At 75.2% G+C, this 22,173-nt stretch carries 18 protein-coding genes and 4 riboswitches; of the genes, 11 read left to right on the top strand and 7 right to left on the bottom strand.

Annotated elements, in window-relative coordinates:
* Positions 1 to 6 precede the first annotated feature (6 nt).
* From ACRYM6_RS16870 to ACRYM6_RS16860, 3 genes are read right to left on the bottom strand one after another with little or no spacing between them, the layout of a single operon-like run.
* Positions 7 to 786: an amino acid ABC transporter ATP-binding protein gene (locus tag ACRYM6_RS16870; protein ID WP_432544039.1), complete on the bottom strand. Its 780-nt coding sequence runs from the start codon at positions 784 to 786 to the stop codon at positions 7 to 9.
* Complete coding sequence (locus tag ACRYM6_RS16865) at positions 783 to 1,748, bottom strand: amino acid ABC transporter permease (RefSeq protein WP_432544038.1); 966 nt, start codon at positions 1,746 to 1,748, stop codon at positions 783 to 785. The genes ACRYM6_RS16870 and ACRYM6_RS16865 overlap by 4 nt, the downstream gene beginning before the upstream one ends.
* Positions 1,745 to 3,781 (bottom strand): FAD/NAD(P)-binding protein, encoded by a 2,037-nt coding sequence (locus ACRYM6_RS16860; protein WP_432544037.1) that lies wholly within the window; start codon positions 3,779 to 3,781, stop codon positions 1,745 to 1,747. Before ACRYM6_RS16860 ends, ACRYM6_RS16865 begins: the two co-directional genes overlap by 4 nt.
* 175 nt (positions 3,782 to 3,956) lie before the next feature.
* A riboswitch (SAM riboswitch) is annotated at positions 3,957 to 4,051 on the bottom strand.
* 126 nt (positions 4,052 to 4,177) lie between these two features.
* Here ACRYM6_RS16860 and ACRYM6_RS16855 point away from each other — a divergent pair.
* The gene (locus ACRYM6_RS16855) at positions 4,178 to 5,188 is read left to right on the top strand and encodes an ATP-grasp domain-containing protein (protein WP_432544036.1); all 1,011 of its coding nucleotides are present in this window, start codon (positions 4,178 to 4,180) and stop codon (positions 5,186 to 5,188) included.
* Positions 5,189 to 5,255: 67 nt separating this feature from the next.
* On the opposite strand, the gene ACRYM6_RS16850 is transcribed toward ACRYM6_RS16855, so the two are convergent.
* From ACRYM6_RS16850 to ACRYM6_RS16835, 4 genes are all read right to left on the bottom strand, one after another.
* Positions 5,256 to 6,584 carry an NtaA/DmoA family FMN-dependent monooxygenase gene (locus ACRYM6_RS16850; RefSeq protein ID WP_432544035.1) on the bottom strand — a complete coding sequence of 443 codons (1,329 nt, stop codon included), beginning with the start codon at positions 6,582 to 6,584 and terminating at the stop codon, positions 5,256 to 5,258.
* A gap of 12 nt (positions 6,585 to 6,596) precedes the next feature.
* On the bottom strand, positions 6,597 to 7,640 hold the full coding sequence (locus ACRYM6_RS16845; protein WP_432544034.1) for an LLM class flavin-dependent oxidoreductase: 1,044 nt from the start codon (positions 7,638 to 7,640) through the stop codon (positions 6,597 to 6,599).
* Between the two features lie 545 nt (positions 7,641 to 8,185).
* The gene (locus ACRYM6_RS16840; RefSeq protein WP_432544033.1) at positions 8,186 to 8,557 is read right to left on the bottom strand and encodes a rhodanese-like domain-containing protein; all 372 of its coding nucleotides are present in this window, start codon (positions 8,555 to 8,557) and stop codon (positions 8,186 to 8,188) included.
* Positions 8,558 to 8,627: 70 nt separating this feature from the next.
* Positions 8,628 to 9,980 carry an aminotransferase class V-fold PLP-dependent enzyme gene (locus tag ACRYM6_RS16835; RefSeq protein WP_432544032.1) on the bottom strand — a complete coding sequence of 451 codons (1,353 nt, stop codon included), beginning with the start codon at positions 9,978 to 9,980 and terminating at the stop codon, positions 8,628 to 8,630.
* A 55-nt stretch (positions 9,981 to 10,035) separates the two neighbouring features.
* A riboswitch (SAM riboswitch) is annotated at positions 10,036 to 10,149 on the bottom strand.
* Positions 10,150 to 10,256: 107 nt separating this feature from the next.
* A riboswitch (SAM riboswitch) is annotated at positions 10,257 to 10,348 on the top strand.
* A 61-nt stretch (positions 10,349 to 10,409) separates the two neighbouring features.
* On the opposite strand from ACRYM6_RS16835, the gene ACRYM6_RS16830 reads away from it, so the two are divergent.
* From ACRYM6_RS16830 to ACRYM6_RS16785, 10 genes are all read left to right on the top strand, one after another.
* On the top strand, positions 10,410 to 11,393 hold the full coding sequence (locus tag ACRYM6_RS16830) for a methylenetetrahydrofolate reductase (RefSeq protein WP_432544031.1): 984 nt from the start codon (positions 10,410 to 10,412) through the stop codon (positions 11,391 to 11,393).
* Complete coding sequence (gene metE, locus ACRYM6_RS16825) at positions 11,390 to 13,738, top strand: 5-methyltetrahydropteroyltriglutamate--homocysteine S-methyltransferase (RefSeq protein ID WP_432544030.1); 2,349 nt, start codon at positions 11,390 to 11,392, stop codon at positions 13,736 to 13,738. The genes ACRYM6_RS16830 and metE overlap by 4 nt, the downstream gene beginning before the upstream one ends.
* 148 nt (positions 13,739 to 13,886) lie before the next feature.
* Positions 13,887 to 13,979: riboswitch (SAM riboswitch) on the top strand.
* 194 nt (positions 13,980 to 14,173) lie between these two features.
* Complete coding sequence (locus ACRYM6_RS16820; RefSeq protein ID WP_432544029.1) at positions 14,174 to 15,766, top strand: ABC transporter substrate-binding protein; 1,593 nt, start codon at positions 14,174 to 14,176, stop codon at positions 15,764 to 15,766.
* Positions 15,763 to 16,758 (top strand): ABC transporter permease, encoded by a 996-nt coding sequence (locus ACRYM6_RS16815; RefSeq protein WP_432544028.1) that lies wholly within the window; start codon positions 15,763 to 15,765, stop codon positions 16,756 to 16,758. Before ACRYM6_RS16820 ends, ACRYM6_RS16815 begins: the two co-directional genes overlap by 4 nt.
* Before the next feature lie 50 nt (positions 16,759 to 16,808).
* On the top strand, positions 16,809 to 17,654 hold the full coding sequence (locus ACRYM6_RS16810) for an ABC transporter permease (protein WP_432544052.1): 846 nt from the start codon (positions 16,809 to 16,811) through the stop codon (positions 17,652 to 17,654).
* On the top strand, positions 17,651 to 19,276 hold the full coding sequence (locus tag ACRYM6_RS16805; RefSeq protein ID WP_432544027.1) for a dipeptide ABC transporter ATP-binding protein: 1,626 nt from the start codon (positions 17,651 to 17,653) through the stop codon (positions 19,274 to 19,276). The genes ACRYM6_RS16810 and ACRYM6_RS16805 overlap by 4 nt, the downstream gene beginning before the upstream one ends.
* Positions 19,273 to 19,773 (top strand): GNAT family N-acetyltransferase, encoded by a 501-nt coding sequence (locus ACRYM6_RS16800; RefSeq protein WP_432544026.1) that lies wholly within the window; start codon positions 19,273 to 19,275, stop codon positions 19,771 to 19,773. Before ACRYM6_RS16805 ends, ACRYM6_RS16800 begins: the two co-directional genes overlap by 4 nt.
* 136 nt (positions 19,774 to 19,909) lie before the next feature.
* A complete protein-coding gene (locus ACRYM6_RS16795) occupies positions 19,910 to 20,341 on the top strand; it encodes a pyridoxamine 5'-phosphate oxidase family protein (protein ID WP_432544025.1) in 432 nt (143 codons plus the stop codon).
* Positions 20,338 to 20,739: a pyridoxamine 5'-phosphate oxidase family protein gene (locus ACRYM6_RS16790; RefSeq protein ID WP_432544024.1), complete on the top strand. Its 402-nt coding sequence runs from the start codon at positions 20,338 to 20,340 to the stop codon at positions 20,737 to 20,739. The genes ACRYM6_RS16795 and ACRYM6_RS16790 overlap by 4 nt, the downstream gene beginning before the upstream one ends.
* 175 nt (positions 20,740 to 20,914) lie before the next feature.
* Complete coding sequence (locus tag ACRYM6_RS16785) at positions 20,915 to 22,027, top strand: transaldolase family protein (protein ID WP_432544051.1); 1,113 nt, start codon at positions 20,915 to 20,917, stop codon at positions 22,025 to 22,027.
* Positions 22,028 to 22,173: the final 146 nt, after the last annotated feature.

Below are 22,173 nucleotides of genomic sequence, written 5' to 3'. Positions count from 1 at the left end.
GGTGGTTCAGAGGACCTTCGCGAGGAACGAGCGGGTGCGCTCGTGCCGCGGGTGGTCGAAGACCTGGGTGGGGGTGCCCTCCTCCAGGACGACGCCCTCGTGCATGAACAGCACGCGGTCGGCGACCTCGCGGGCGAAACCGATCTCGTGCGTGACGACCACCATGGTCGTGCCGGAGGCGGCGAGGTCCCGGATCACGTCCAGCACCTCGCCGACGAGTTCGGGGTCCAGCGCCGAGGTCGGTTCGTCGAACAGGACCAGAGACGGTTTCAGGGCCAGCGCCCGGGCGATGGCGACGCGCTGCTGCTGCCCGCCGGACAGGCGGCGGGGGTACTCCCCGGCCTTGTCGGCCAGGCCCACCCGCTCCAGCAGGGCGCGGGCCTCCACCTCGACCTCGGGGCGTCGGCGGCGCTGCGCCGACACGGGGGCCTCGACGACGTTCTCCAGCACCGTCAGGTGCGGGAAGAGGTTGAAGTGCTGGAACACGAACCCGATGTTCGACCGCTGGCGCAGGACCTTCCGCTCGTGCAGCTCGCGCAGGTGCTTCCCGGCCCGCTCGTAGCCGATGAGCTCGCCGTTGACCTCGACGACGCCTGCGTCGACCTTCTCGAGGTGGTTGATGGTGCGCAGCAGCGTCGACTTGCCCGAGCCGGACGCCCCCAGCACGACGGTGACGGTGCCGGCGGCGACCGACAGGTCGACCCCGCGCAGGACCTCCAGAGCGCCGAACCGCTTGTGGACGCCTTCGAGGCGGACGACCGGCCGGGCCAGGGTGGGGGCGCTCACCGGGTGACCTCAAGACGACGGGCGCGGGCGGTGCGCAGGGTGCGGAGAACCTTCACCAGCGGCAGCTCGTCGTGACTGCGGGAGCTGCCCCGGCCGTAGTACCGCTCCACGAACCACTGCCCGGTCGACAGGACGGTGGTCAGCACGAAGTACCAGACGGCCGCGACCAGCAGGAGCGGGATCACGCGGCCGGTGCGGGAGTAGACGACCTGGACCTGGTAGAAGAGCTCGGGCAGCGCCATGACGTAGACGACCGAGGTCCCCTTGAGCAGGCCGATGATCTCGTTGCCCGTCGTCGGGACGATGATGCGCAGCGCCTGCGGGAGCTGAATCCTCCAGAACTGCCGGCCCTGCGGGATCCCCAGCGCCGCCGCCGCTTCCCGCTGGCCCGGGTCGATCGCCAGGAACCCCGAGCGGACGATCTCGGCGAAGTACGCGGCCTGGTGCAGCCCGAGACCGAGGAACGCCGCGGTGAGCGGCCCGATGAGGTCCTGGGTGCCGAAGGACCAGAACTGCGGACCGAAGGGGACGCCGAAGCCGATGCGCTCGTACAGGATCGCCAGGTTGAACCAGAACAGCAGCTGCAGGATCAGCGGGACCGACCGGAACACGCTGATGTAGCTGAAGCTGACGGCCTTCAGCAGCGGGTTGTGCGCCATCCGCATGAGCGCCAGGACGGTTCCCAGGATCAAGCCGATCGCGGTGCCGACGATCGTGAGCTTCACCGTCAGCCACATCGACTTCAGGATCGTCGCGGAGAACAAGAACTCCGCGACCGTCGGCCACTCCCAGGCGGGATTGGTGACGAGGGCGTTGACCGCCATCGCCGCCAGGACGGCGACCACCGCGGTCGCCACCCACCGCCACGGGTGCCGGGCGGGCAGGACCTTCACCGCGGCCGCGGGTGCCCCGGCCACCAGTGCGGTGCGGGGGGCGGGGCCGGTGCGCGTCGTCCCGCTCATCGTCGTTCTCCCGGCAGGTCGGACACGGCGGGGGTGTCGGCGGGGGTGTCGGCGGGGGTGTCGGCGGGGGTGTCGGCGGGGGTGTCGGCGGGGGTGTCGGCACGGGCGGCCGGGACCGTGGACGACCCGGCCCGCAGGAGGTCGCCGGCCAGCCGGTCGGCCCGCCGGAACAGCTCCGCGTCGGTGCCCGGCCGGGCGAACGCGGGCGCCGCGCCCTCCCCGGAGACCCAGGCGCCGGTGGCGAACCGCCGCGGGTGGGGTGAGCCGTCCCCGCGGACCAGCCGCCCTCGGGGGTCCACGACGAGCCGGCCGTTCGACAGCCGGGTCCCGCCGTCGGAGATCTCGTGGGCCCGGACCTCACCGCGTTCGCGCAGCCGCGTCAGCAGCACGTCGGAGGTCCACTCCAGGTCCGGGACGGGCAACCGGGCCTCGACCAGGGCCCCGGCCCGCACCTCGTGCGGGCCGCTGTCGGAGGTCGCGGTGAACGCGCCGGCCTCCGGGTCGGCGACGACGTTCAGCCCGGCCCCCAGGAACCGCAGCACCCCCGCCCGCGCCAGCGCCGACAGTTGCCGCACCCGCTGCGGCGGCGGCCCGCTCGCCACGTAGCTGAAGAACCCGTGCCACCAGCCGTCCACGTCGACCGCCGCCGAGCGGGCGTTCAGCCGGCCCGCCGCGTGCAACCCGGCCGTCACCACGTACGCGGACAGCAGCGCGGCGACGACGGCGCCGTCGGGGGAGTGGCGCGGGTCGCTGCGCCGGGCGCGGTCGTCCTCGAGGTGGCGCAGGACCCGCTCGTGCACCTCGTCCCCGGACGTCCCCCACCAGGTGTCGAGGGGGCGGTCCAGGTCGGCCGGGTCGAACCGGTCGGCCGGGTCCGGCACGGCCCGCTCGACCAGTTCGTCGACCTCCGCCGACCCCCACGCGGCGCGGGAGAAGCGGGCGTCGAACTCCGCGGCCGCCAGCGCCGTGCGACCGGGGTGGGTGCGGAACAGCTCGCGGTAGTGCGCGCCCGCCAGCTCCTTGGCGATCAGCGGCCACAGGTCGACCCGCAGGTCCAGGGGGGCGTCGCCGTGCTGGGCCTCGACGGCCCGCGCCGAGTAGTAGCGCGGCAGCCCCAGGTCGGTGGGCGTGGCGTACCCGATCTTCGCGCGGTACGGCACCCCGCGCCGCGACCCCACGTGCAGCCGCGGTTCGCGTCCGCTGCGCCGGTACTCCAGGCTCCCGTCGGGGTTCTCGGTGAACCGCCCTCCGCGCCCCTCGGTCAGCCGCACCACCAGGTCCACGAAGGCCAGGCCCATGCCCACCACGACGACGTCGACGCCCGGCCGCAGCACGTCGAGGTCCTGGTCGCTGGTGTAGCCGGGACGGACGTAGGCCAGCCCGTGCGTGCGGGCGAACGCCTCGACCCGGCGCTCGCGGGGCCCCGGCCGGACGTCGAGGTGGCCCTGCACCAGCAGCACGGCGTCGACCCGCAGGGTGCCCTCCAGCCCGGCCAGGTGCAGGTGCTGGCTGCCGTCGGCGGGGTCGTCGGTGAGGTCGAGGACCGTCCGCGCGTGGCGGTGGACCCGCACCCCGGCGGGCAGCCCGGCCAGGGTCCGGTGCCAGGCGTCGGCGAAGTAGCGGCTGGCCAGCCGGCGTGAGGTGAACGACCCGGGTTCGTGGCGCAGGACCTCCTCGCGCAGCAGGTCGTCCCCGGCGGCGGCCGCGTCGAGCACGAGGTCGGCGCGGTGCTGCGTGACCCACTCCGCCAGGCCGGGACCGTGCTGGACGGGCCCGGTCAGCCCGGTCACGGAGGCGTCGGGCAGCACGCTGATGTCGGCGGCCCGCGAGTTCATCCACAGCAGCGGGTCCTGGGCCTCCCGCCAGACGCGGCCGGCGCCGGAGTCGAAGGGGTCCACCACGTGGACGTCCAGGGGGCGCTCGTCACCGGCTGCGGTCCACCGCGCGCCGAGGCGCTGCAGCAGGACCAGCGTGCGGGGACCGGCACCGACGATGCCGAGGGAGCGGGGGGTGGGGCGGGTCGTACCAGGCACGAGGGGTCTCCGGGGGGCCGCACCGGGGGACCGGCGCAGTGGACGTCCGCGGGCGTCGCCGCGACGGACGGGGGGTCAGACCCCCGCACAGACCGCCGAGCTCAGCCGTCCCAGGTCGACGTGACGGCGCCGGACGAGGAGGTTCCCCGGTGCGGTGCGACCGCTCATGCTGCGACTCCCATCGGTCCTGGCGGAAGCACCCTCGCCCGACGGATCGGGGGGTTGCTGCGACGTCGGTGAGCCAGGTCTCTCGGCCGCTCTGGATGGACGACCTCGAAAGTAGCCCACGACCCGGCCGAACACCAAGCACCCGCGGTCCCCCGGGGTTCCGGGCGGCGCCCCGGGGCCGGGGTGGCACCCTGGTCGCACGCCCCGCACGAGCACCGGAGGAAACCCGTGACCACCGTCGAGGACACCCGCAGCTGGACCTTCGCGACCGGCACCGAGCCGCGCGTGCACGTCGTCCACGAGAACCCCGAGTGGTTCCCGCCGTTCGAGGCGGCGTTCCGCACCGCCGGTGTGCCGTTCCAGGAGGTGCTGCTGACCGACGGCTCCCTGGACCTGGACGCCGAACCGGCGCCCGGCGTGTACTGGTCGCGGCTGAGCGCGTCGGCGCACACCCGCGGCCACGAGCGCACCAAGGAGTACACCCGCGCGGTGTTCGCCTGGCTGGAGGGCTGGGGGCGGCGCGTCGTGGGGGGCACGCCGGTCGTGGAGCTGGAGGTCAGCAAGGTCGCCCAGCACGCCCTGCTGCGCCGCCACGGGTTCGACGTGCCCCGCACGCTCGCGGTGTTCGGCCGCGACGACCTGTCGCGGCGGACCCGGGAGCTCGACGTGCCGTTCATCACCAAGCACAACCAGGGCGGCAAGGGCCTGGGCGTGCGCCGGTTCGACTCCCACGAGGAGTTCGACGCGCACGTCGCCTCCCCGGAGTTCGAGGAACCGGCCGACGGCATCACCCTGCTGCAGGAGTACCTGCGCTCGGCGCAGCCGTTCATCACCCGCGCCGAGTTCGTCGGCGGGGAGTTCGTGTACGCGGTGCGGGTCGACACCTCGGCGGGAAGCTTCGAGCTGTGCCCGGCCGACGCGTGCGAGGTCCCGACCTCGGGGCAGGCCCTCGAGGCGTGCGTCGTGGACGGCCCGCAGGGGCTGTTCTCGCTGCGCGGGGACGTCACGGCCGACACCCCGCTCATCAGGCGGTACGCGGACCTGCTGCGCGAGGCGGGGATCGAGATCGCCGGCATCGAGTTCCTCGAGACCGCCGACGGGCGCACCGTCACGTACGACGTGAACACCAACACGAACTACAACCCCGCCGTGGAGGCCGTCGCGCCGCGCTCGGGGCCTGGGGAGATCGCCCGGTACCTCGGCGAGCTGCTGCGGGACGAGACCGCCCGGCAGGGGTGACGGCGAGCCGCGCACCGCGTGCGGGCCCCCGGGAAGGTGTCCCGGGGGCCCGCACGTCCGTGGTGGCTCAGCGGCGCGTCAGCGGCGGCCGCAGCCCCAGGTGCTCGCGCAGCGTCGTGCCGACGTACTCGCTCGGGTACGCCCCGCGGTCCTGCAGGGCGGGCACGAGCTGGTCGACGATGTCGTCCAGCCCGGACGGCACGAGGTACGGCGTGATGTTGAACCCGTCGCTGGCGCCCGAGCGGACCCAGAAGGTCAGCTCGTCGGCGAGCTGGGAGGCCGTCCCGGCGAACCCGCGCTCGGAGGAGTGGTGCAGCACCAGTTCCCGCAGCGAGAACTTGTTCTCCTCGGCCACCGCGCGCCACTGCCGCGCGAGGTCGCGGGCGTTGCTGCCGGCGCGGTGCGCGCCGCGGGTGCCGTCGATGTCCTCGATGACGGGGTCGTGCGCGGGCAGCGGGCCGTCCGGGTCGTAGCCCGACAGGTCCTCGCCCCACACCTGCCCGACCAGGGACAGCGCGGTCGCGGGGGTGACCTGCTGCTCCAGGACCCAGCGGGCCTTCTCCTCGACCTCGGCCTCGTTGTCGGCCACGACGACCTGCGTGCCGGGCAGGATCAGCACGTCGCCCTCGGGGCGGCCCGCGGCGACCGTGCGGCGGCGGATGTCGTCGGCGAACTCCAGGGCGTCGGCGTGGTGGGTCCCGTGCCGGGAGAAGATGACGTCGGCCGTGCGGGTCGCGAAGTCGCGGCCCGCGGGGGAGTCGCCCGCCTGGAACAGGACCGGGTGCTGCTGCGGGCTGCGCGGGACGGTCGGGGTGATCTCCACGTCGAAGAACCGGTCGCGGGAGGTCACCGGCGTGAAACCCGTCCCGTCCCAGCTGTCCCAGACGGCCTTGGCGAGGTTCACGAACCGCTCGGCCCGCTCGTACCGGTCGGCGTGGTCCAGGTACCCGCCGCGGCGGAAGTTCGCGCCCGTCCAGGCGTTGTCGGTGGTGACGACGTTCCACGCGGCACGTCCGCCGGACAGCACGTCCAGCGACGCCAGCCGGCGGGCGAGGTCGGCGGGGTCGTTGTACGTGGTGTTCTGCGTCGCGACCAGCCCGATGCGCGACGTGAGGCCCGCCAGCGTCGCCAGCTCGGTCAGCGCGTCGGGGCGGCCCACGATGTCGAGGTCGTGGATCTTCCCGCGCTGCTCGCGCAACCGCAGGCCCTCGCCCAGGAAGAACGCGTCGAACAGGCCGCGTTCGGCGGTCTGGATCAGCTGGGTGAACGTGGAGGGGTGCAGCTGGGAACCGCTGCGCGGGTCCGACCAGATCGTGCTGTGGTTGACGCCCTGGAAGAACACGCCGAAGTGGACGACGGCGTCGGGGTAGCGCAGGTCGGTCGTGGGGTGGGTCATCGTGGGGCGTCCTCAGGCCGTGGCGAACTGGTTGACGGGTCGGGCCAGGCCCAGGGTGGAGCGCAGCGTCGCGCCGGCGACCGGCGGCTGGAGCAGCCGGGCGACGCGCAGCGCCGGCAGGGTCGTGCGCAGCAGCGCCCGCAGGTCCTCGTCGAGGACGGCCGCGTGCAGCCGGACGCCGTCCACCGAGCCGGCCAGCCCGGCCAGGTACCGGGCCAGGCCTTCGCCCGACCCCGCCCAGCGGATCCGGCCGAGGTCCGGGGCGGTGCCGTCGGCGTCGAGGGCCGCGAGGCGGTCCGGCGCCGGGTGGGCCTCGGTGTCCAGGGCGAACTCGACGTCGAGCACGACGAGCGGGCCGCCCGCGCGGCGGCGGGCCCGCTCGTCGCCGCTGAGCACCACGTCGGCCGCGGTCCGGTCGGTCAGGTCGCGCTCGTGGACGGCGACGACCGACTGGCCCTGCGGGGACCGCGGGACGGTGAGCGGGCCCTTGACGGAGAACGTGTCCGCGACGACGTCGACGTGGTGCAGGCGGTCGCGGTCGACGTAGCGGCCCGTGGCGACGTCGCGGATCACCGCGTCGTCCTCCCAGGAGTCCCACAGCGCCCGCACGGCGCGGACGACGTCGGCGAGCTCGGCCGCCGGGTCCGCGGGCACGGGCAGGTCCACGGCCCGGGCGGTCTGCGCCGGTGAGGTCGTCGCGACCCAGCCGGCCCGCCCGTGGCTGGAGTGGTCGAGGGAGGCGATCTGCGCGGCGAGGTGGAACGGCTCGGCGTACGTCGTCGCGGCCACCGGCAGCAACCCGATCGCGTCGGTCGTCCCGGCCAGGAACGCCGCCCGCTGCACGGCGTCGAGGTGCCCGACGGGGTTGCGGGGGTTGGTGCTGGTGCTGTCCTCGAACGTCAGCCCCGTCAGGCCCTGGGCCTGGGCCGTGACGGCGAACTCCCGGAGCCGGGCGGGGGAGAACACCTGGTCGGGGGTCGTGCGGGAGCGGCGCCAGGCGGCCGGGTGCCACCCGCCGCCGTCGACCTCCAGGAACACGTGGAACGGGGTGGGCATGTCTGCTCCTGATCTGGGGGGAGGGGTCACGGGGTGGGGGTCGGGCGCGCCGTCCCCCACCGTCCCCGGCCGGTGGGCGCCGCACCGGGGAACCCTCGCGGCGGAAACCTCGCGAAGGCCCTTGCGGATCGGTGCGGGTGTGTCACAGTGAGGCACCCGAGAGCGGAGGTGCGAGGTGCGAGGACATCGAGTGTGGACGCGTTTGTGCGCTGCCGCAACCAGTTTCGGAGGCGCGGTCGTCGAGGGTCTGGCGCTGGCCGGGCACGGTCAGTGGGGGTTCCCCTGGTCCCCGGTCGACACCGAACCGGAACCGGGTCCCGGTGAACTGAGCTGGGCGGAGTTCGAGGCCGAGCTCCACGCGCTGCTGTCCGGGGACGTCCGCGGTGCCGGCGGTGGTCCCCGCCCCGACAGCGAGCCCGTGCCCTGAGGCCCGGCCCGCCACGCGGCGGGCGCCGGCGCCCCGCCGGGGGTGGTGGATCGTGCACCGTCGGCGCGCCCGGTGCGGGGTGGGTGCGGGGTCGCGGTGCTCCGCGGTGCTCGTCACCTCAGGCCTGCGCGGGTTCCCCGGGCGCCAGCCCGGCGGCCTTCCAGGCGGGGAAGCCCCCGTCGACCTGCACGACGTTCGTGAACCCCGCGGCGAGCAGCTCGGCGGCGACCGGGCCCGACCCGGCCGTCGAACCGCAGATCACGACGATCTCCTGGTCCAGTCCGGTCAGCTGTGGCAGGGCCCCGGGGCCACCGACGGTGAACGCCGGCCCGACGTCGGTCGTGGCGACGACGACGGCCTGCGGCAGTCCGCCGTGGGCCGCGCGCCCGGCGTCGCTGCGGACGTCGACGAGCAGCGCGCCACCGGCGACGGCCCGCCCGGCGGTCAGCGCGTCCACCGAGGGGGCTGCGGGCGAGGGGGTCGGGCTCATGTCACTCCTGGGGTGTGGGTCACGGGACGTCCACGCGGTCGCGTGAGCGGGGTTCGGCCGCGCGGGCGGGTCAGCGCGGTTCGGGCACCGGGCCGAGGAAGGTCTCGGGAGCCGGCCGGGCGTCCGTCAGGGGACCCCAGTGGCCGTCCACGACGCCGTACTGCAGTTCCGGCCCGGTGGTCAGGAAGCGCCCGACCGCCGCGACGAGCCGGTCCACGTCGTCCGAGCTCGTCCCCACCCCGGTCGAGGCGCGCAGCCCGCCCTCGACCAGGCCCAGGGAGTCCGCGAACCGGTGCGCGCAGAACCGGCCGTCGCGCACGCCGATGCCGTGCTCGGCCGACAGGTACGCGGCGACCTCCGAGACCGGGCGACCCGGGACCGTGAAGGTCACGACCCCCACGGCGTCGGCCGGGTGCGGTCGCACCACCTCGACGCCCTCCAGCGCGCCCAGGCCCTCCACGAGCCGGTCGCGCAGCGCGGCCTCGTGGGACTCCAGGGCCGCGGTGGGCAGGGCCGCCAGCGTCGCGCACGCCTGGGCCAGCGCCACCGCGCCGACGACGTTGGGCGAGCCCGCCTCGTGCCGGTCCGGGCCGTCCGCCCAGCGCACCGCGTCGTGGCTCACGTCGAGGGTGGCGCCGCCCCCGGCCAGGTAGGGCTCGGCGGCGTCCAGCCAGTCGCGGCGGCCCACCAGGGCGCCGGCCCCGAAGGGGGCGTACAGCTTGTGGCCGGACAGGGCGATCCAGTCCAGGTCGTCGGCGGGGTCGTCGGCGGCGAGGCTGACCCGGCGGTGCGGCAGCAGCTGGGCGCCGTCGACGGCGATGCGGGCACCGGCGGCGTGCGCGGCCCGCGCCAGCCGGCGCAGCGGCAGCACCTCGCCGGTCACGTTGGAGGCCCCCGCGACGGCCAGCAGCGCGTACCGCCCGGTGGCCAGCTCGGCCTCCAGCAGGCTCGCGGTCTCCTCCGCGTCGGACCCGCCGCGGACCACCGTGGTGCGCGCCGAGCGCTGCCAGGACAGCAGGTTCGCGTGGTGCTCGACGTCGGCGACCAGCACCCGGGCCCCGTCCGGGACGGCCCGGGCCAGCAGGTCGAGGGCGTCGGTGGTGCTGCGCGTGAACACCACCAGGTCGTCCCCGCGGGCCCCGAGGAACCCCGCCACCTGGGCCCGGGCCTGCTCGAACAGCGCGGTCGAGACGCGGGACAGGTACCCGGCCCCGCGGTGCACGCTGGCGTAGTGCGGCAGCACCTGCGCGACGCGGGCGGCCACGACGGCCAGGGCCGGGGCGCTGGCCGCGTTGTCCAGGTTGACGTAGGTGGCCCGGCCCCCGGTGGCCAGCGGCACGACGGTGTCGGCGCCGACGACGGGCAGCAGGGGAGCGAGGGCGGGACGGGAGGGGCGGCTGGGGCTCAGGGTGCTCGTCGTCACGCGAGGTCTCCTCGGGGAGTGGACCCTGCCGGGAGGACCGGGGCCCGCCCGGCGAGGTCCGCGCTTGCCGGAACCACCTCGGAACCGGCCAGGTCGTCACCCGGGGCACCCCACCGCGGAGGAGGGTTGCCGGCCAGCGAGCCGGGGCTTGTCGCTGGCGCTCATGACCTGGGGCGAGATTGCCACGGGCGACCGGCCGGAATCAAGGTCGGCGTGTCGCGGGCCGTTCGGGGGAACCCCTTGTGGCCGGCGTCGGCGCCGGTCTACATTCGAAGCACACCATCCAGAGCGGCCGAGAGTCCTGGCTCGACGACGCCGCAGCAACCCCCCGAGCCCGGGCGAGGGTGCTAACGCCAGGCCGATGGAGTTCGTGATGCGCACCACCGATGTCGCCACCCCCTACCCGGTTCCCGGCCGGGGAACCGCGCGATGACGCTCGCGCCTCTCGTCGCCGGTGCGACGGGGCGGCCCACGCTCAGTTTCGAACTCTTCCCGCCCCGGTCCGACGGTGGCCGGGAAACCCTGTGGCGCAAGCTGTCCGACCTGCTCGCGGCGAACCCCGACTTCGTGTCGGTGACGTTCGGGGCGGCCGGGGCGACGCGGGGGCCCAGCCGGGACCTGCTGTGCCACGTCCTGCGCACCACGGCCGTCCCGGCCATGGCGCACCTGACCTGCGTGGGGTCCTCCCGCCGGGAGGTCGTGGAACTGGCCGGGGAGTTCTTCGACGCCGGCGTGCGCAACGTCCTCGCCCTGCGCGGCGACCCGCCGGCCGGCGCCGCGGACTGGGCCCCGCACCCCGACGGGGTCGCCACGGCCCGCGACCTGGTGGAACTCCTCCAGGTCGCCGACCGGCGCCGGCTGGCCCTGCGGGGAGGGTCGCGCCCCCTCGACGAGGGTGAGCTCACCCTGGCCGTCGCCGCGTTCCCGCGGGGCCGCGACGAGCACGAGCTCGCCGTCCTGCGGGCCAAGCAGGACGCCGGTGCCCGGTTCGCGATCTGCCAGGTCACGTTCTCGGCCGACGAGTACGCCGCGTTCGTCCACCGCGCCCGGGCCGCCGGGATCACCATCCCCCTGCTGCCCGGCCTCGCCGTCTCCGACGACGCCCGCCGGCTGCAGCGGATCGGTGAGCTCACCGGGGTCCCGGCCCCCCGCGCCCTGCTCGCCGCCCTGGACGACGAGGACCCCCGGGCCCGCCGCCGCGCGGCCACGGCGTTCACCTCCGGCCTGGCGCACGGGCTGCTCGCCGCCGGTGCCCCCGGCCTGCACCTGTACACGTTCAACGCGGCCGCGCCCGCGCTGGACCTCCTCGACCACCTCGACCTGACCCGACCCGCGACCCGACCCGCGACCCGACCCGCCGACCCCACTCCGGCCGCCCCGGCGGCCGCCGCTGCAGGAGGACCCACCCGATGAGCGACACGACCCCCACCGGGACGCCCGCGTGGACCGCGACGATCCTGGGGTACCCCCGGATCGGCCCCGACCGCGAGACCAAGAAGGCCCTCGAGGCGCTGTGGTCCGGCAAGGCCGACCTGGCCACCACCGAGGCCGCGCTCGCCGCCGTCCGGGCCGCCACCGTCCGCCGCCTCAACCGCCTGGGCCTGCCCGCCCACGACGCGTCCATCCCGTCGTCGTTCTCCGCCTACGACCAGGTCCTCGACGCGGCCGTGGCCGTCGGCGCGGTGCCCGAGCGGTTCGCCGACCTCGTCGGGGAGGACGGCAGGGTCGACCTCGCCGGGTACTCCACCATCGCCCGCGGCCGCGGGGCGCAGGCGCCGCTGGAGATGACGAAGTGGTTCGACACGAACTACCACTACCTCGTCCCCGAGATCGGCCCCGGCACCCGCTTCCGGCACGCCGACGACCGCGGCGTGCGCGAGTTCGCCGAGGCCCTGGCCGACGGTTTCCTCACCCGGCCCGTCGTCGTGGGCCCGGTGACGTTCCTGCTGCTGGCGAAGGCCGCCGACGGCAGCCCCGAGGGGTTCGCGCCGATCTCCCGCCTCGACGACCTGCTGGGCGCCTACGAGGACCTCCTGAGCGCCTACGCCGCCGCGGGCGCCGAGTGGGTGCAGCTCGACGAGCCCGGCCTGGTCAGCGACTCCGCGACCGCCGGCGTCGACGGGCTCACCGACCTCGTGCGGGCCGCCTACGACCGCCTCGGCGCGCTCGCGGGCCGGCCGCGGCTGCTCGTCGCCACCCCCTACGGCGACGCGGGCGACCACCTCGCCGCCCTGGCCGCCGTCGACGGGCTGGCCCTGGACCTGGTGAAGGGTGCCGTCCCGGCCGACCGCTCGGTCCTGGCCGGCAAGACGGTCGTCGGCGGCGTCGTCGACGGTCACAACATCTGGCGCCGCGACCTCGTGCGGGCCCTCGCCGCCCTGCGCGAGCTGGAGGGCCACGCCGGGCACGTCGTGGCCGGGACCTCCACCTCGCTGCTGCACGTCCCGCACGACGTCGCCCGCGAGACGGCGCTGGACGAGCGGCTGCGCGGCTGGCTCTCCTTCGCCGACCAGAAGGTCGGCGAGGTCGTCCTGCTGGGCCGGGCGCTCGGCGACGCGGCCGCCGTCGAAGCCGAGCTGGCCGCCTCGGCCGCGGCGCTGGCCGACCGGCTCACCGCCCCCGGCGTCGTGCGCCCGCAGGTGCGCGAGCGCCTCGCGGCCCTGACCCCGGACGCCTTCGGCCGCAGCGACTACGCCGTCCGGCGCGCCGCGCAGGACGAGGCCCTGGACCTGCCGGCGCTGCCGACGACCACCATCGGCTCGTTCCCGCAGACCACCGAGATCCGCAGGGCCCGCGCGGCGTGGTCGCGCGGCGAGCTCGCCGAGGCCGCCTACGAGGAGTTCCTGCGCGCCGAGATCGACCGCGTCGTGCAGCTGCAGGAGGAGCTCGGCCTGGACGTCCTCGTCCACGGCGAACCCGAGCGCAACGACATGGTCCAGTACTTCGCCGAGCACCTCGACGGTTTCGCCGTCACGCAGCACGGCTGGGTGCAGTCCTACGGCTCGCGCGGCGTCCGCCCGCCGATCCTGTGGGGCGACGTGACGCGCCCGGCGCCGATCACGGTCCCGTGGAGCACCTACACCGCGAGCCGGACGACCCGGCCCGTCAAGGGGATGCTCACCGGCCCGGTGACGATCCTGGCGTGGTCGTTCGTCCGCGACGATCAGCCGCTGGGCGACACCGCGAACCAGGTGGCCCTCGCCCTGCGCGACGAGGTCGCCGACCTGGAGGCGGCGGGCATCGGCATCGTGCAGGTCGACGAACCCGCGCTGCGCGAGCTGCTGCCGCTGAAGACCGCGGACCAGGCGGCCTACCTCGACTGGTCGGTCGCCTCGTTCCGCCTCGCCACCGCCGGTGCGGCCGACGCCACCCAGATCCACACCCACCTGTGCTACTCGGAGTTCGGGGAGGTCATCGAGGCGATCGACGGCCTCGACGCCGACGTCACCAGCATCGAGGCCGCGCGCTCGCGCATGGAGGTCCTCACCGACATCGCCGCCGCCGGGTTCGCCCGCGGCATCGGGCCGGGCGTGTACGACATCCACTCCCCGCGCGTGCCGTCCGCGGAGGAGGTCGTCGGCCTGCTGCGCGCCGCCGTCGCGTCCGTCCCGGCGCGGCAGGTGTGGGTCAACCCCGACTGCGGGCTGAAGACCCGCGGGTACGCCGAGACCACGGAGTCGCTGCGGCACCTGGTGGAGGCGGCCCGCACGGTGCGCGCCGAGCTCCCGTCGGCGGCCGAACCCGTCGCCGCCGGCTGACCCACCGGACCCGGGGCCGACGACCCCGGCCGGCCGAGTCCACCGAGAACCCCTCCGCGGCCACGCGCGGAGGGGTTCTCGTCGTCCCCGGAACCGTTGGGGGGGCAGGGGTTGAGGATCGGCACCCCGACCCCTATGGTGGAACGGCACACCATCCAGAGCGGCTGAGAGACCTGGCTCGACGACGCCGCAGCAACCCCCCGGAAACGGGCGCGGGTGCTTCCGCCAGGAACGATGGAGGAGTTCCCGTGGACCGCACGTCCCACGTCGCCGTGCTGCGTCGCATCGTCGACTTCTGCCTGACGGGTTCCACCGGCTGTCGCTGAACCGCCTCCACCGGCGCACCGGGGACGTTCCCGGCGCCGCCGCGCACCCACCCCGCCGGTGGCTGCGTCCCCCCCCCCGTCGTCCCCCCGTCGTTCCCCTGGAGCCCCCTTGCGCACCCGCACGCCCCTGCTCGCCGTCCCCCTGACCGCCGCCCTCCTCCTCACCGCGTGCAGCGGGGGACGGAGCAGCGCGGAGGACCCGGCCGCCACCACACCCGTCAGCGGCGGGAACCTGACCTTCGCCATCTCCGTGGACTCCGGGTGCATCGACCCGCAGCAGGTCGGCAACAACGACGCCCTGAACATCGGCCGCCAGCTCGTCGACTCCCTCACCGTCCAGGACCTCGACGGGAACATCGCGCCCTGGCTCGCGGAGTCCTGGGAGGTCAGCCCCGACGCCACGACGTTCACGTTCCACCTGCGCGAGGGAGCGACGTTCTCCGACGGGACCCCCGTCGACGCCGCGGCCGTCAAGGCCAACCTCGACGGCATCGTCGCGCTGGGAGCCAAGGCGTCGCTGGGGTCGACGTACCTGCAGGGGTACACCGGGACGCAGACGCCCGACGCGCGGACGGCGGTGGTCACGTTCTCCCAGCCGAGCGCCCAGTTCCTGCAGGCCACCTCCACGATGTCCCTGGGCCTGCTGTCCGTCGCCACGACCACCGCCGACCCGGCGACCCGCTGCGACGGGACCACCCTCGTCGGGTCCGGCCCGTTCGTGGTGGGCAGCTACGCCAGGGACTCCGAGACGGTCCTGGACAAGCGCACCGGGTACGACTGGGCCCCGTCCGGGGCGAAGCACCCCGGGGAGGCGTACCTGGACTCCATCACCTACCGGGTGGTCCCCGAGGCCGGCGTCCGCACCGGGTCGCTGCAGTCCGGGCAGATCGACGCGACCACCGGCATCGCCTCCCAGGACCTGCCGCAGTTCGACGGCGGCGGGTTCTGGACGCAGCGGCGCGCGAACCCCGGCATCCCGTACAACTTCTTCCCCAACGAGTCGCGGCCGCTGTTCGCCGACGAGCGGGTGCGCCGGGCGCTGTCGAAGGCGATCGACCGCGCCCAGCTCGCCACCCTCCTCAACCCCGGCGACGAGGCCGTCAGCGCCGCCGTCTCGGCCTCCACCCCGTCCGCCCCCGACGACTCCGGCGTCCTGGCCCGCGACGTCGACGGCGCGGAGGCGCTGCTCGAGGAGGCCGGCTGGGTGGAGGGCCCGGACGGCGTCCGCACCAGGGACGGGCAGGAACTCACCTTCACGGTCACGTTCTGGCAGCCCACCTCCGCGGTCCTGGAACTCGTGCAGCAGCAGGTGCGCGAGGTCGGCATCGACCTGCAGCTGGAGCAGGGCACGACGGCCGACACCAACGCCCTGCAGGAATCCGGCGACTACGACGTCCTGTTCTACAACCTCACCCGCTCCGACCCGGACGTGCTGCGCACGATCTTCTCCACCGGGTCGCGCAACGTGAACCAGCGCGCGCACAGCGGGGTCGACGACCTGCTGGACCGGCAGGCCGCGACCACCGACACCACCGTGCGCGCCGACCTCGTCGCGCAGGCCTCCGCGCAGCTCCTGGAGCAGGCGCACTCCATCCCGCTCATCGAGCTGTCCACCGTCATCGCCGCGAGCGACACCGTGCACGGCCTGCAGTTCGAGGGCTCGTCGCGGTTGTGGTTCCACGACGCCTGGAAGGAGTCGTGACGGGGTACGTCCTGCGCCGGCTCGGGCAGGCCGTCGTCGTCCTGTGGGCCGCGTACACGGTGACGTTCGTGATCCTCTACCTGCTGCCCAGCGACCCCGTCGCGATCATGCTGGCCGGCGGCCAGGGCGGGGAGCAGTCCACGGTGGACCCCGCGCAGGTCGCCGCCCTGCGCGCCGAGCACGGCCTGGACGACCCGCTGCCCGTGCAGTACGTCCACGCCCTGGGGCGGACCCTGCAGCTGGACTTCGGGAACTCCCTCCAGAACGGCGCGCCGGTCGCCTCCCTCATCGGGCAGGCGCTGCCGCAGACCGCGCTGCTGGCGGTCTCGGCCTTCGCGCTGGCCCTCGTCCTGGGCGTGGGCACCGCGTTCCTGTCCACCTGGACGCGCTGGGCGTGGGTGCGGACCGCGCTGCTGGCCCTGCCTCCGCTGGGCGTCTCGCTGCCGACGTTCTGGGTCGGCCTGCTGCTCATCCAGTTCCTCTCGTTCCGGGTGCCGGTGTTCCCCGCGCTGGGCAACGAGGGCCTGGCCAGCCTCGTCCTGCCCTCGATCACCCTCGCGATCCCCGTCTCGGCCTCCCTCGCGCAGGTGCTGGCCCGGGGTCTGCGCACGGCGCTGGCCGAACCGTACGTGGAGACGGCCCGGGCCAAGGGGGCTTCCCGCGCCCGCGTCCACCTGCGGCACGCGTTCCGCAACGCCGCGATCCCCACCCTCACCCTCGGTGGCGTCATCGTGGGCAACCTGCTGGCCGGGGCCGTCGTGGTGGAGACCGTGTTCTCCCGCGTGGGCATCGGCCGGCTCACCGTGACGGCGGTCAACGGGCAGGACATCCCGCTCGTGCAGGGGCTGGTCCTGCTCGCCGCCGCGGTCTTCGTCCTGACCAACCTCCTCGTGGACCTGCTCCACCCGGTCCTCGACCCGCGCGTGCGGGTCCTCGGCGCACCGCGCCGGCCCCGGGCGTCCACCCGGACCCTCGTGGGGAGCACGTCGTGAGCACCGGGGTGAGCCGCGAAGCGCCCGAGGACGTCCTCGACGTCCTCGACATCGACCGGCGGTACCGGACCCCGGCCCGGACGCGTCGGCGCCTGCCGTCGTGGGCCCGCCGCCTGGACCTGGTCGTGGCCGGGCTGGTGGTCCTGCTGGTGCTGGCGTGGGCCGCGTTCCCGACGCTGTTCACGGCGCAGAGCCCGATCGACGGCGTCCCCGCCGACCGCCTCCAGCCCCCGTCGGCCGCGCACCTCTTCGGCACCGACCACCTCGGGCGCGACCTGTTCGCCCGCGTCGTGCACGGGTCGCGGCTCACGCTGCAGGCCACGGTCCTCGCGGTCCTCATCGGACTCGTCGTGGGCACCCTCGTCGGGCTGGTCGCCGGTTCCGTGCGCGGCGTCGTCGACGACGTGCTCATGCGCGCGGTGGACGTCCTGCTGTCGATCCCGGCGCTGCTGCTGTCGATGGCCCTCATCACCGCGCTCGGCTTCGGCACGGTGGAGGTCGCCATCGCCGTCGGCATCGGGACGGTCGCCGGCTTCGCCCGCGTCATGCGCTCGGAGGTGCTGAAGGTGAGCGCCGCGGTGTACGTGGAGGCCGCGCGGGCCAGCGGCGTCCGCGCCACCGGCGTGCTGTTCCGGCACGTGCTGCCCAACGCCGCCGGCCCCGTCCTGGCGCTGTCCGCGCTGGAGTTCGGCGTCGCGGTCCTGGCCGTGTCGTCGCTGAGCTTCCTCGGGTTCGGGGCGCCGCCCCCGGCCCCGGAGTGGGGGTCGCTGGTCTCCGGCGGCCGCGACTACCTGGCCACCTCCTGGTGGCTGACGACGTTGCCCGGGCTGGTGGTGGCGGCCGTCGTGCTGTCCGCCAACCGGATCGCCCGGGCCCTGGAGAGGGGGACGGCGTGAGTGGAGCGCTGCTGAGCGTCCGCGACCTGCGGATCTCCTACGGTGCGCGGGAGGTCGTGCACGGGGCGTCGTTCGACGTCCACCCCGGCGAGGTCGTCGCGGTCGTCGGGGAATCGGGGTCGGGCAAGAGCACGACCGCGCACGCCGTCGTCGGCCTGCTCGCCGGCAGCGGGACGGTGGACTCCGGGTCGGTGCTGTTCGAGGGCGACGAGCTGGTCGGCCTCGGGGAGAAGGCGTGGCGGTCCGTCCGCGGGGCCCGCATCGGCCTCGTGCCGCAGGACCCGACCCTGTCGCTGAACCCCGTCGAGCGCATCGGGGACCAGGTCGCCGAGGTGCTGCACGTCCACGGCCTCGCCAAGGGGGCCGCGGCACGGGCGCGCGCGGTCGACCTGCTCACCGCCGCCGGCCTGCCCGACGCGGCGACCCGGGCCCGGCAGTACCCGACGGAACTGTCCGGCGGGATGCGCCAGCGGGTCCTCATCGCGATCGGCCTGGCCGCCGGGCCGCGGCTGCTGGTGGCCGACGAACCGACCAGCGCCCTCGACGTCACCGTCCAGCGGCAGGTGCTCGACCACCTGGGATCCCTGACCCGCGAGGCGGGCACCGCGGTCCTCTTCATCACCCACGACCTCGCCGTCGCCGCCGACCGCGCCTCCCGGGTGGTCGTGATGTCGCAGGGGGAGGTCGTCGAGGTCGGCACCGCGCAGCAGGTCCTCACCGAGCCCGTGCACGCGTACACGCGGTCGCTGCTGGCGGCCGCGCCCAGCCTGCACAGCGCCCGGATCCGGGCGGTCCCGCGCGATCGGACCGCGCCCCCGGTCCCGCGGTCCGCCGAACCGCTCGTGCGGGTGCGGTCGCTGGTCAAGCGGTTCGACGTGCCGGGCCGGGGGAACGTGCAGACCGCCGTCTCCGGCGTCAGCTTCGACGTCGGCCGCGGCCGGACCGTCGGGCTGGTCGGGGAGTCGGGGTCGGGCAAGACGACGACGGCCCGGCTCGTCCTCGGCCTGGAACGCCCCACCTCCGGCGAGGTCCGCTTCGACGGGGTCGACGTCTCCCGGGCGAGGGGGGCGGCGTGGCGGGAACTGCGCCGGCGCGTGCAGTTCGTCTACCAGAACCCCTACGCCTCCCTCGACCCCCGCGTCGCGGTGGGGGACACGATCGCCGAACCGCTGCGCGCCTTCGGGATCGGCGACCGGGCCTCGCGCCGGGCCAGGGCCGCCGAGCTGCTCGACCAGGTGCGGCTGCCCGCCGACACCCTCCGGCGCCGTCCCGCGGAACTGTCCGGCGGGCAGCGCCAGCGGGTCGCGATCGCCCGGGCGCTCGCGCTGGAACCGGAGTTCGTCGTCTGCGACGAACCGGTCTCGGCGCTGGACGTGTCGGTGCAGGCGCAGATCCTGGAACTGCTCGTGCAGCTGCAGGCCGACCACGGCCTGAGCTACCTGTTCATCTCGCACGACCTGGCGGTCGTCCGGCAGATCAGCGACGAGGTGGGGGTCATGCGCCGCGGGGAACTGGTGGAGTTCGCCCCGACCGGGGACGTGTTCACCCGCCCGCGGCACGAGTACACCGTGGAACTGCTCGAGGCCATCCCCGGCCGCCGGGCGCTGGAGGACGTGACGTGACCGCGGAACCGGTGGGACTGGTGGTGCGGGTCGTCGGGACCGCCGACCCGCTGGCGAAACCCCTGTTCGACGACCTGGCCCACGAGTACGGGACCCGCTACGGCGGCACCGCCGAGCAGGTGCGCCGGGAGCTGGAGCGGTACCCGGCGGAGGAGTTCGCCGCCCCGCACGGTGTCCTCCTGCTGCTGCTGGAGGACGGCGCGGCCGTCGCCGGCGGGGCCTTCCGACGGTACGACGAGCGGACCGCGGAGCTGAAGCGGATCTGGACCCACCCCGCGCACCGCCGGCGCGGGCTGGCGCGCCGGGTGCTGGCGGAGCTGGAGCGGCGGGCCGTCGCGACCGGCTACGACCGGTCGTTCCTGACGACGAGCCCGCGCCAGCCGGAGGCGAAGCACCTGTACCTCACCAGCGGCTACGCGCCGCGGTTCGACGTGACCGCCGACCCCGAGACCATCGGGCCGCTGGCCTTCACCAAGGACCTGCCCACCCGGGCGTGAACCCCCGCGGTCAGGGGTGGGCCGGTCCGGTGCGCCGGCGGTCGCGGGCTGGGCACCGGCCCGCCGGGACCGCGGCGTCCCCGTGGCGGGACCAAGGACCCTCGTGACGCCGCGGCGGCGCGCGCACGCTGGTGCCGTGGACGAACTCGGCGACCTCGACCCCGACACCTGCCGCGCGCTGCTGGGGACGCGCGGGGCCGGCCGCGTCGTCTACACCGAGCACGCGCTGCCGGCGGTCGTCCCGAGCCGCTACGTCGTGTGGGGCGACCGGCTGTGGTTCCCCGTGCCGTGGTGGACCGCCCTGGCCGGCCACACCGACGGGGCCGTCCTGGCGTTCCACGCCGACCGGGTGGAGGCGGCGGCGCGGGCCGGGTGGAGCGTGACGGCCCTGGGGCCCTGCCGGACCGTCCCGGCCGTGGCGGCCCCGCGGGCGGCCCGCGACCTCGCCGCGGGGGAGCGGTCGGTCATGGCGCTCGACCTCGTGCGGCTGCGCGGCCGCGGGCTCAGCACCGCCCGGCTGGACGCCCCGCCCGCGCGGACGGGCGGCCGGGCCGGGGTGCTGCCGTGACCGGCCGCCCGCAGCGCCTGGACGGCGCCGAGTGCCGCCGGTCGCTGGGCGAGCGCGGGGTCGGGCGCCTGGTGTTCACCGAGGACGCGCTGCCCGCGGTGGCGACCCTGAACTACGTCGTCCGCGCCGGTGCGCTGCACTTCCGGACCGCGGCCGGGACCGCGGTGGCCCGCTGCGCGGGGAACGCCGTCGTGGCCTTCAACGTGTCCCCCGCCGTGGACCCGGCCCGGGGGGACGCGCCGCGCGGGGCGGCGTGGAGCGTCACGGTGACGGGGCGCTGCCGCCGGGCCGACCCGGGCGAGGAGGTGCGCGCGGCGCTGCAGGCGTGGGCCCCGGGACCGCGCGAGGAGTTCTTCTCCCTCGACCTGGCGCTGCTGGAGGGGTTCCGCCTGGACTGAGGCCGCGGCGGCCGGGCGCGCCGGCGGGTCGGTACCCCCTCCCCAAAATTGTCCGTATGTCCTAACATGAAGGGACCATGACGATCGGTCGCCACGTCGCCGGGGACGGCTGCGACGCCGTCCCGCCGGCCCCCGGCCGGTCCACCGCGAGCGACAGGAGGACCCCGTGACGCTGCTGCAGCAGGACACGCCCGACACCACCACCGGTACCGACGAGGTCGTCCCCGCCACCCTCCGCGCGGCCCGCCGGACGCCGACCGCGCTGTGGAACGACTCCGCCGACCCCACCGAGCTCGGGACCGCGATCCGCGAGTACGGCGCCGTGGGTGCCACCTGCAACCCCGTCATCGCCCTCACCTGCATCGAGCAGGACCCCGGCACCTGGGTCCCGCGGCTGCGCGAGCTCGCCGCCGAGCACCCCACCGCGGGCGAGAACGCCCTGGGCTGGCTCGCCGTCGAGGAGCTCTCCCGCAACGCCGCGAAGCTGCTCGAACCCGCCTTCGAGGCCAGCGGCGGCCGCGACGGCCGGCTGTCGGTGCAGACCGACCCCCGCCTGCACCGCGACCCCGAGGCCCTCGTCGAGCAGGCCGTGCGCTTCTCGCAGCTCGCGCCCAACACCATCGTCAAGATCCCCGCCACGAGGACCGGCATCGAGGCCATCGAGGAGGCCGCCTACCGCGGCGTCTCGATCAACGCGACCGTCTCCTTCACCGTCCCGCAGGTCGTGGCCGTCGGGGCCGCCATCGAGCGCGCCCTGGACCGCCGGGCCGCCGACGGCCTGCCCGAGCAGGAGTTCGGCCACGTCGTGACCCTCATGGGCGGGCGCCTGGACGACTGGCTGAAGGCCACCGTGAAGCGCGACCACGTCATGGTCGACCCCGGGGTCCTGGAGTGGGCCGGCGTCGCCGCCCTCAAGCACGCCCACCGGGTCTTCACCGAGCGCGGCTACCGCTCGCGCGTGCTGTCGGCGGCCTTCCGCAACCACCTGCAGTGGTCCGAGCTCGTCGGCGGCGACCTGGTCGTCTCCCCGCCGTTCCAGTGGATCGAGGACATCAACGACGGCGACGTCGCGTTCCGCACCGACGCCATCGACCAGCCCGTCGACGAGACGACGATGCGCGTCCTGCGCACGAAGGTGCCGGACTTCAACCGCGCCTACGAGGTCGACGGCATGGCGGTGGAGGAGTTCGAGCGGTTCGGGGCCACCGTCCGCACCCTGCGCCAGTTCCTCGACGCGGCCGCCCGGCTCGACGCCCTCGTGCGGGACGTCCTCGTCCCCGCCGTCTGAGGAGGCGGCCCCGGACCCCGTCGCGGGAGGCGCTCTGCGCAGGAACACCTCCCGCGACGGTCGCCCCCTCCGGGCAGGGGTGGGGCGTGGCACCCGGTGACCGGCGGGCTGACCGGGTGGCGCGGTACCGCCGAGCGGGTGAGCCG

The organism is Kineococcus rugosus (assembly GCF_050871975.1).
Classification (GTDB): Bacteria; Actinomycetota; Actinomycetes; order Actinomycetales; family Kineococcaceae; genus Kineococcus.
Note: the sequence above shows the minus strand (reverse complement) of the source record. Positions and strands in the feature narration are given on the sequence as shown.

Coding starts and splice junctions, on each gene's coding strand:
- ACRYM6_RS16865 (WP_432544038.1), bottom strand. CDS start 1,748: ATGAGCGGGACGACGCGCACCGGCCCCGCCCCCCGCACCGCACTGGTG.
- ACRYM6_RS16850 (WP_432544035.1), bottom strand. CDS start 6,584: ATGACCCACCCCACGACCGACCTGCGCTACCCCGACGCCGTCGTCCAC.
- ACRYM6_RS16845 (WP_432544034.1), bottom strand. CDS start 7,640: ATGCCCACCCCGTTCCACGTGTTCCTGGAGGTCGACGGCGGCGGGTGG.
- ACRYM6_RS16840 (WP_432544033.1), bottom strand. CDS start 8,557: ATGAGCCCGACCCCCTCGCCCGCAGCCCCCTCGGTGGACGCGCTGACC.
- ACRYM6_RS16830 (WP_432544031.1), top strand. CDS start 10,410: ATGACGCTCGCGCCTCTCGTCGCCGGTGCGACGGGGCGGCCCACGCTC.
- metE (WP_432544030.1), top strand. CDS start 11,390: ATGAGCGACACGACCCCCACCGGGACGCCCGCGTGGACCGCGACGATC.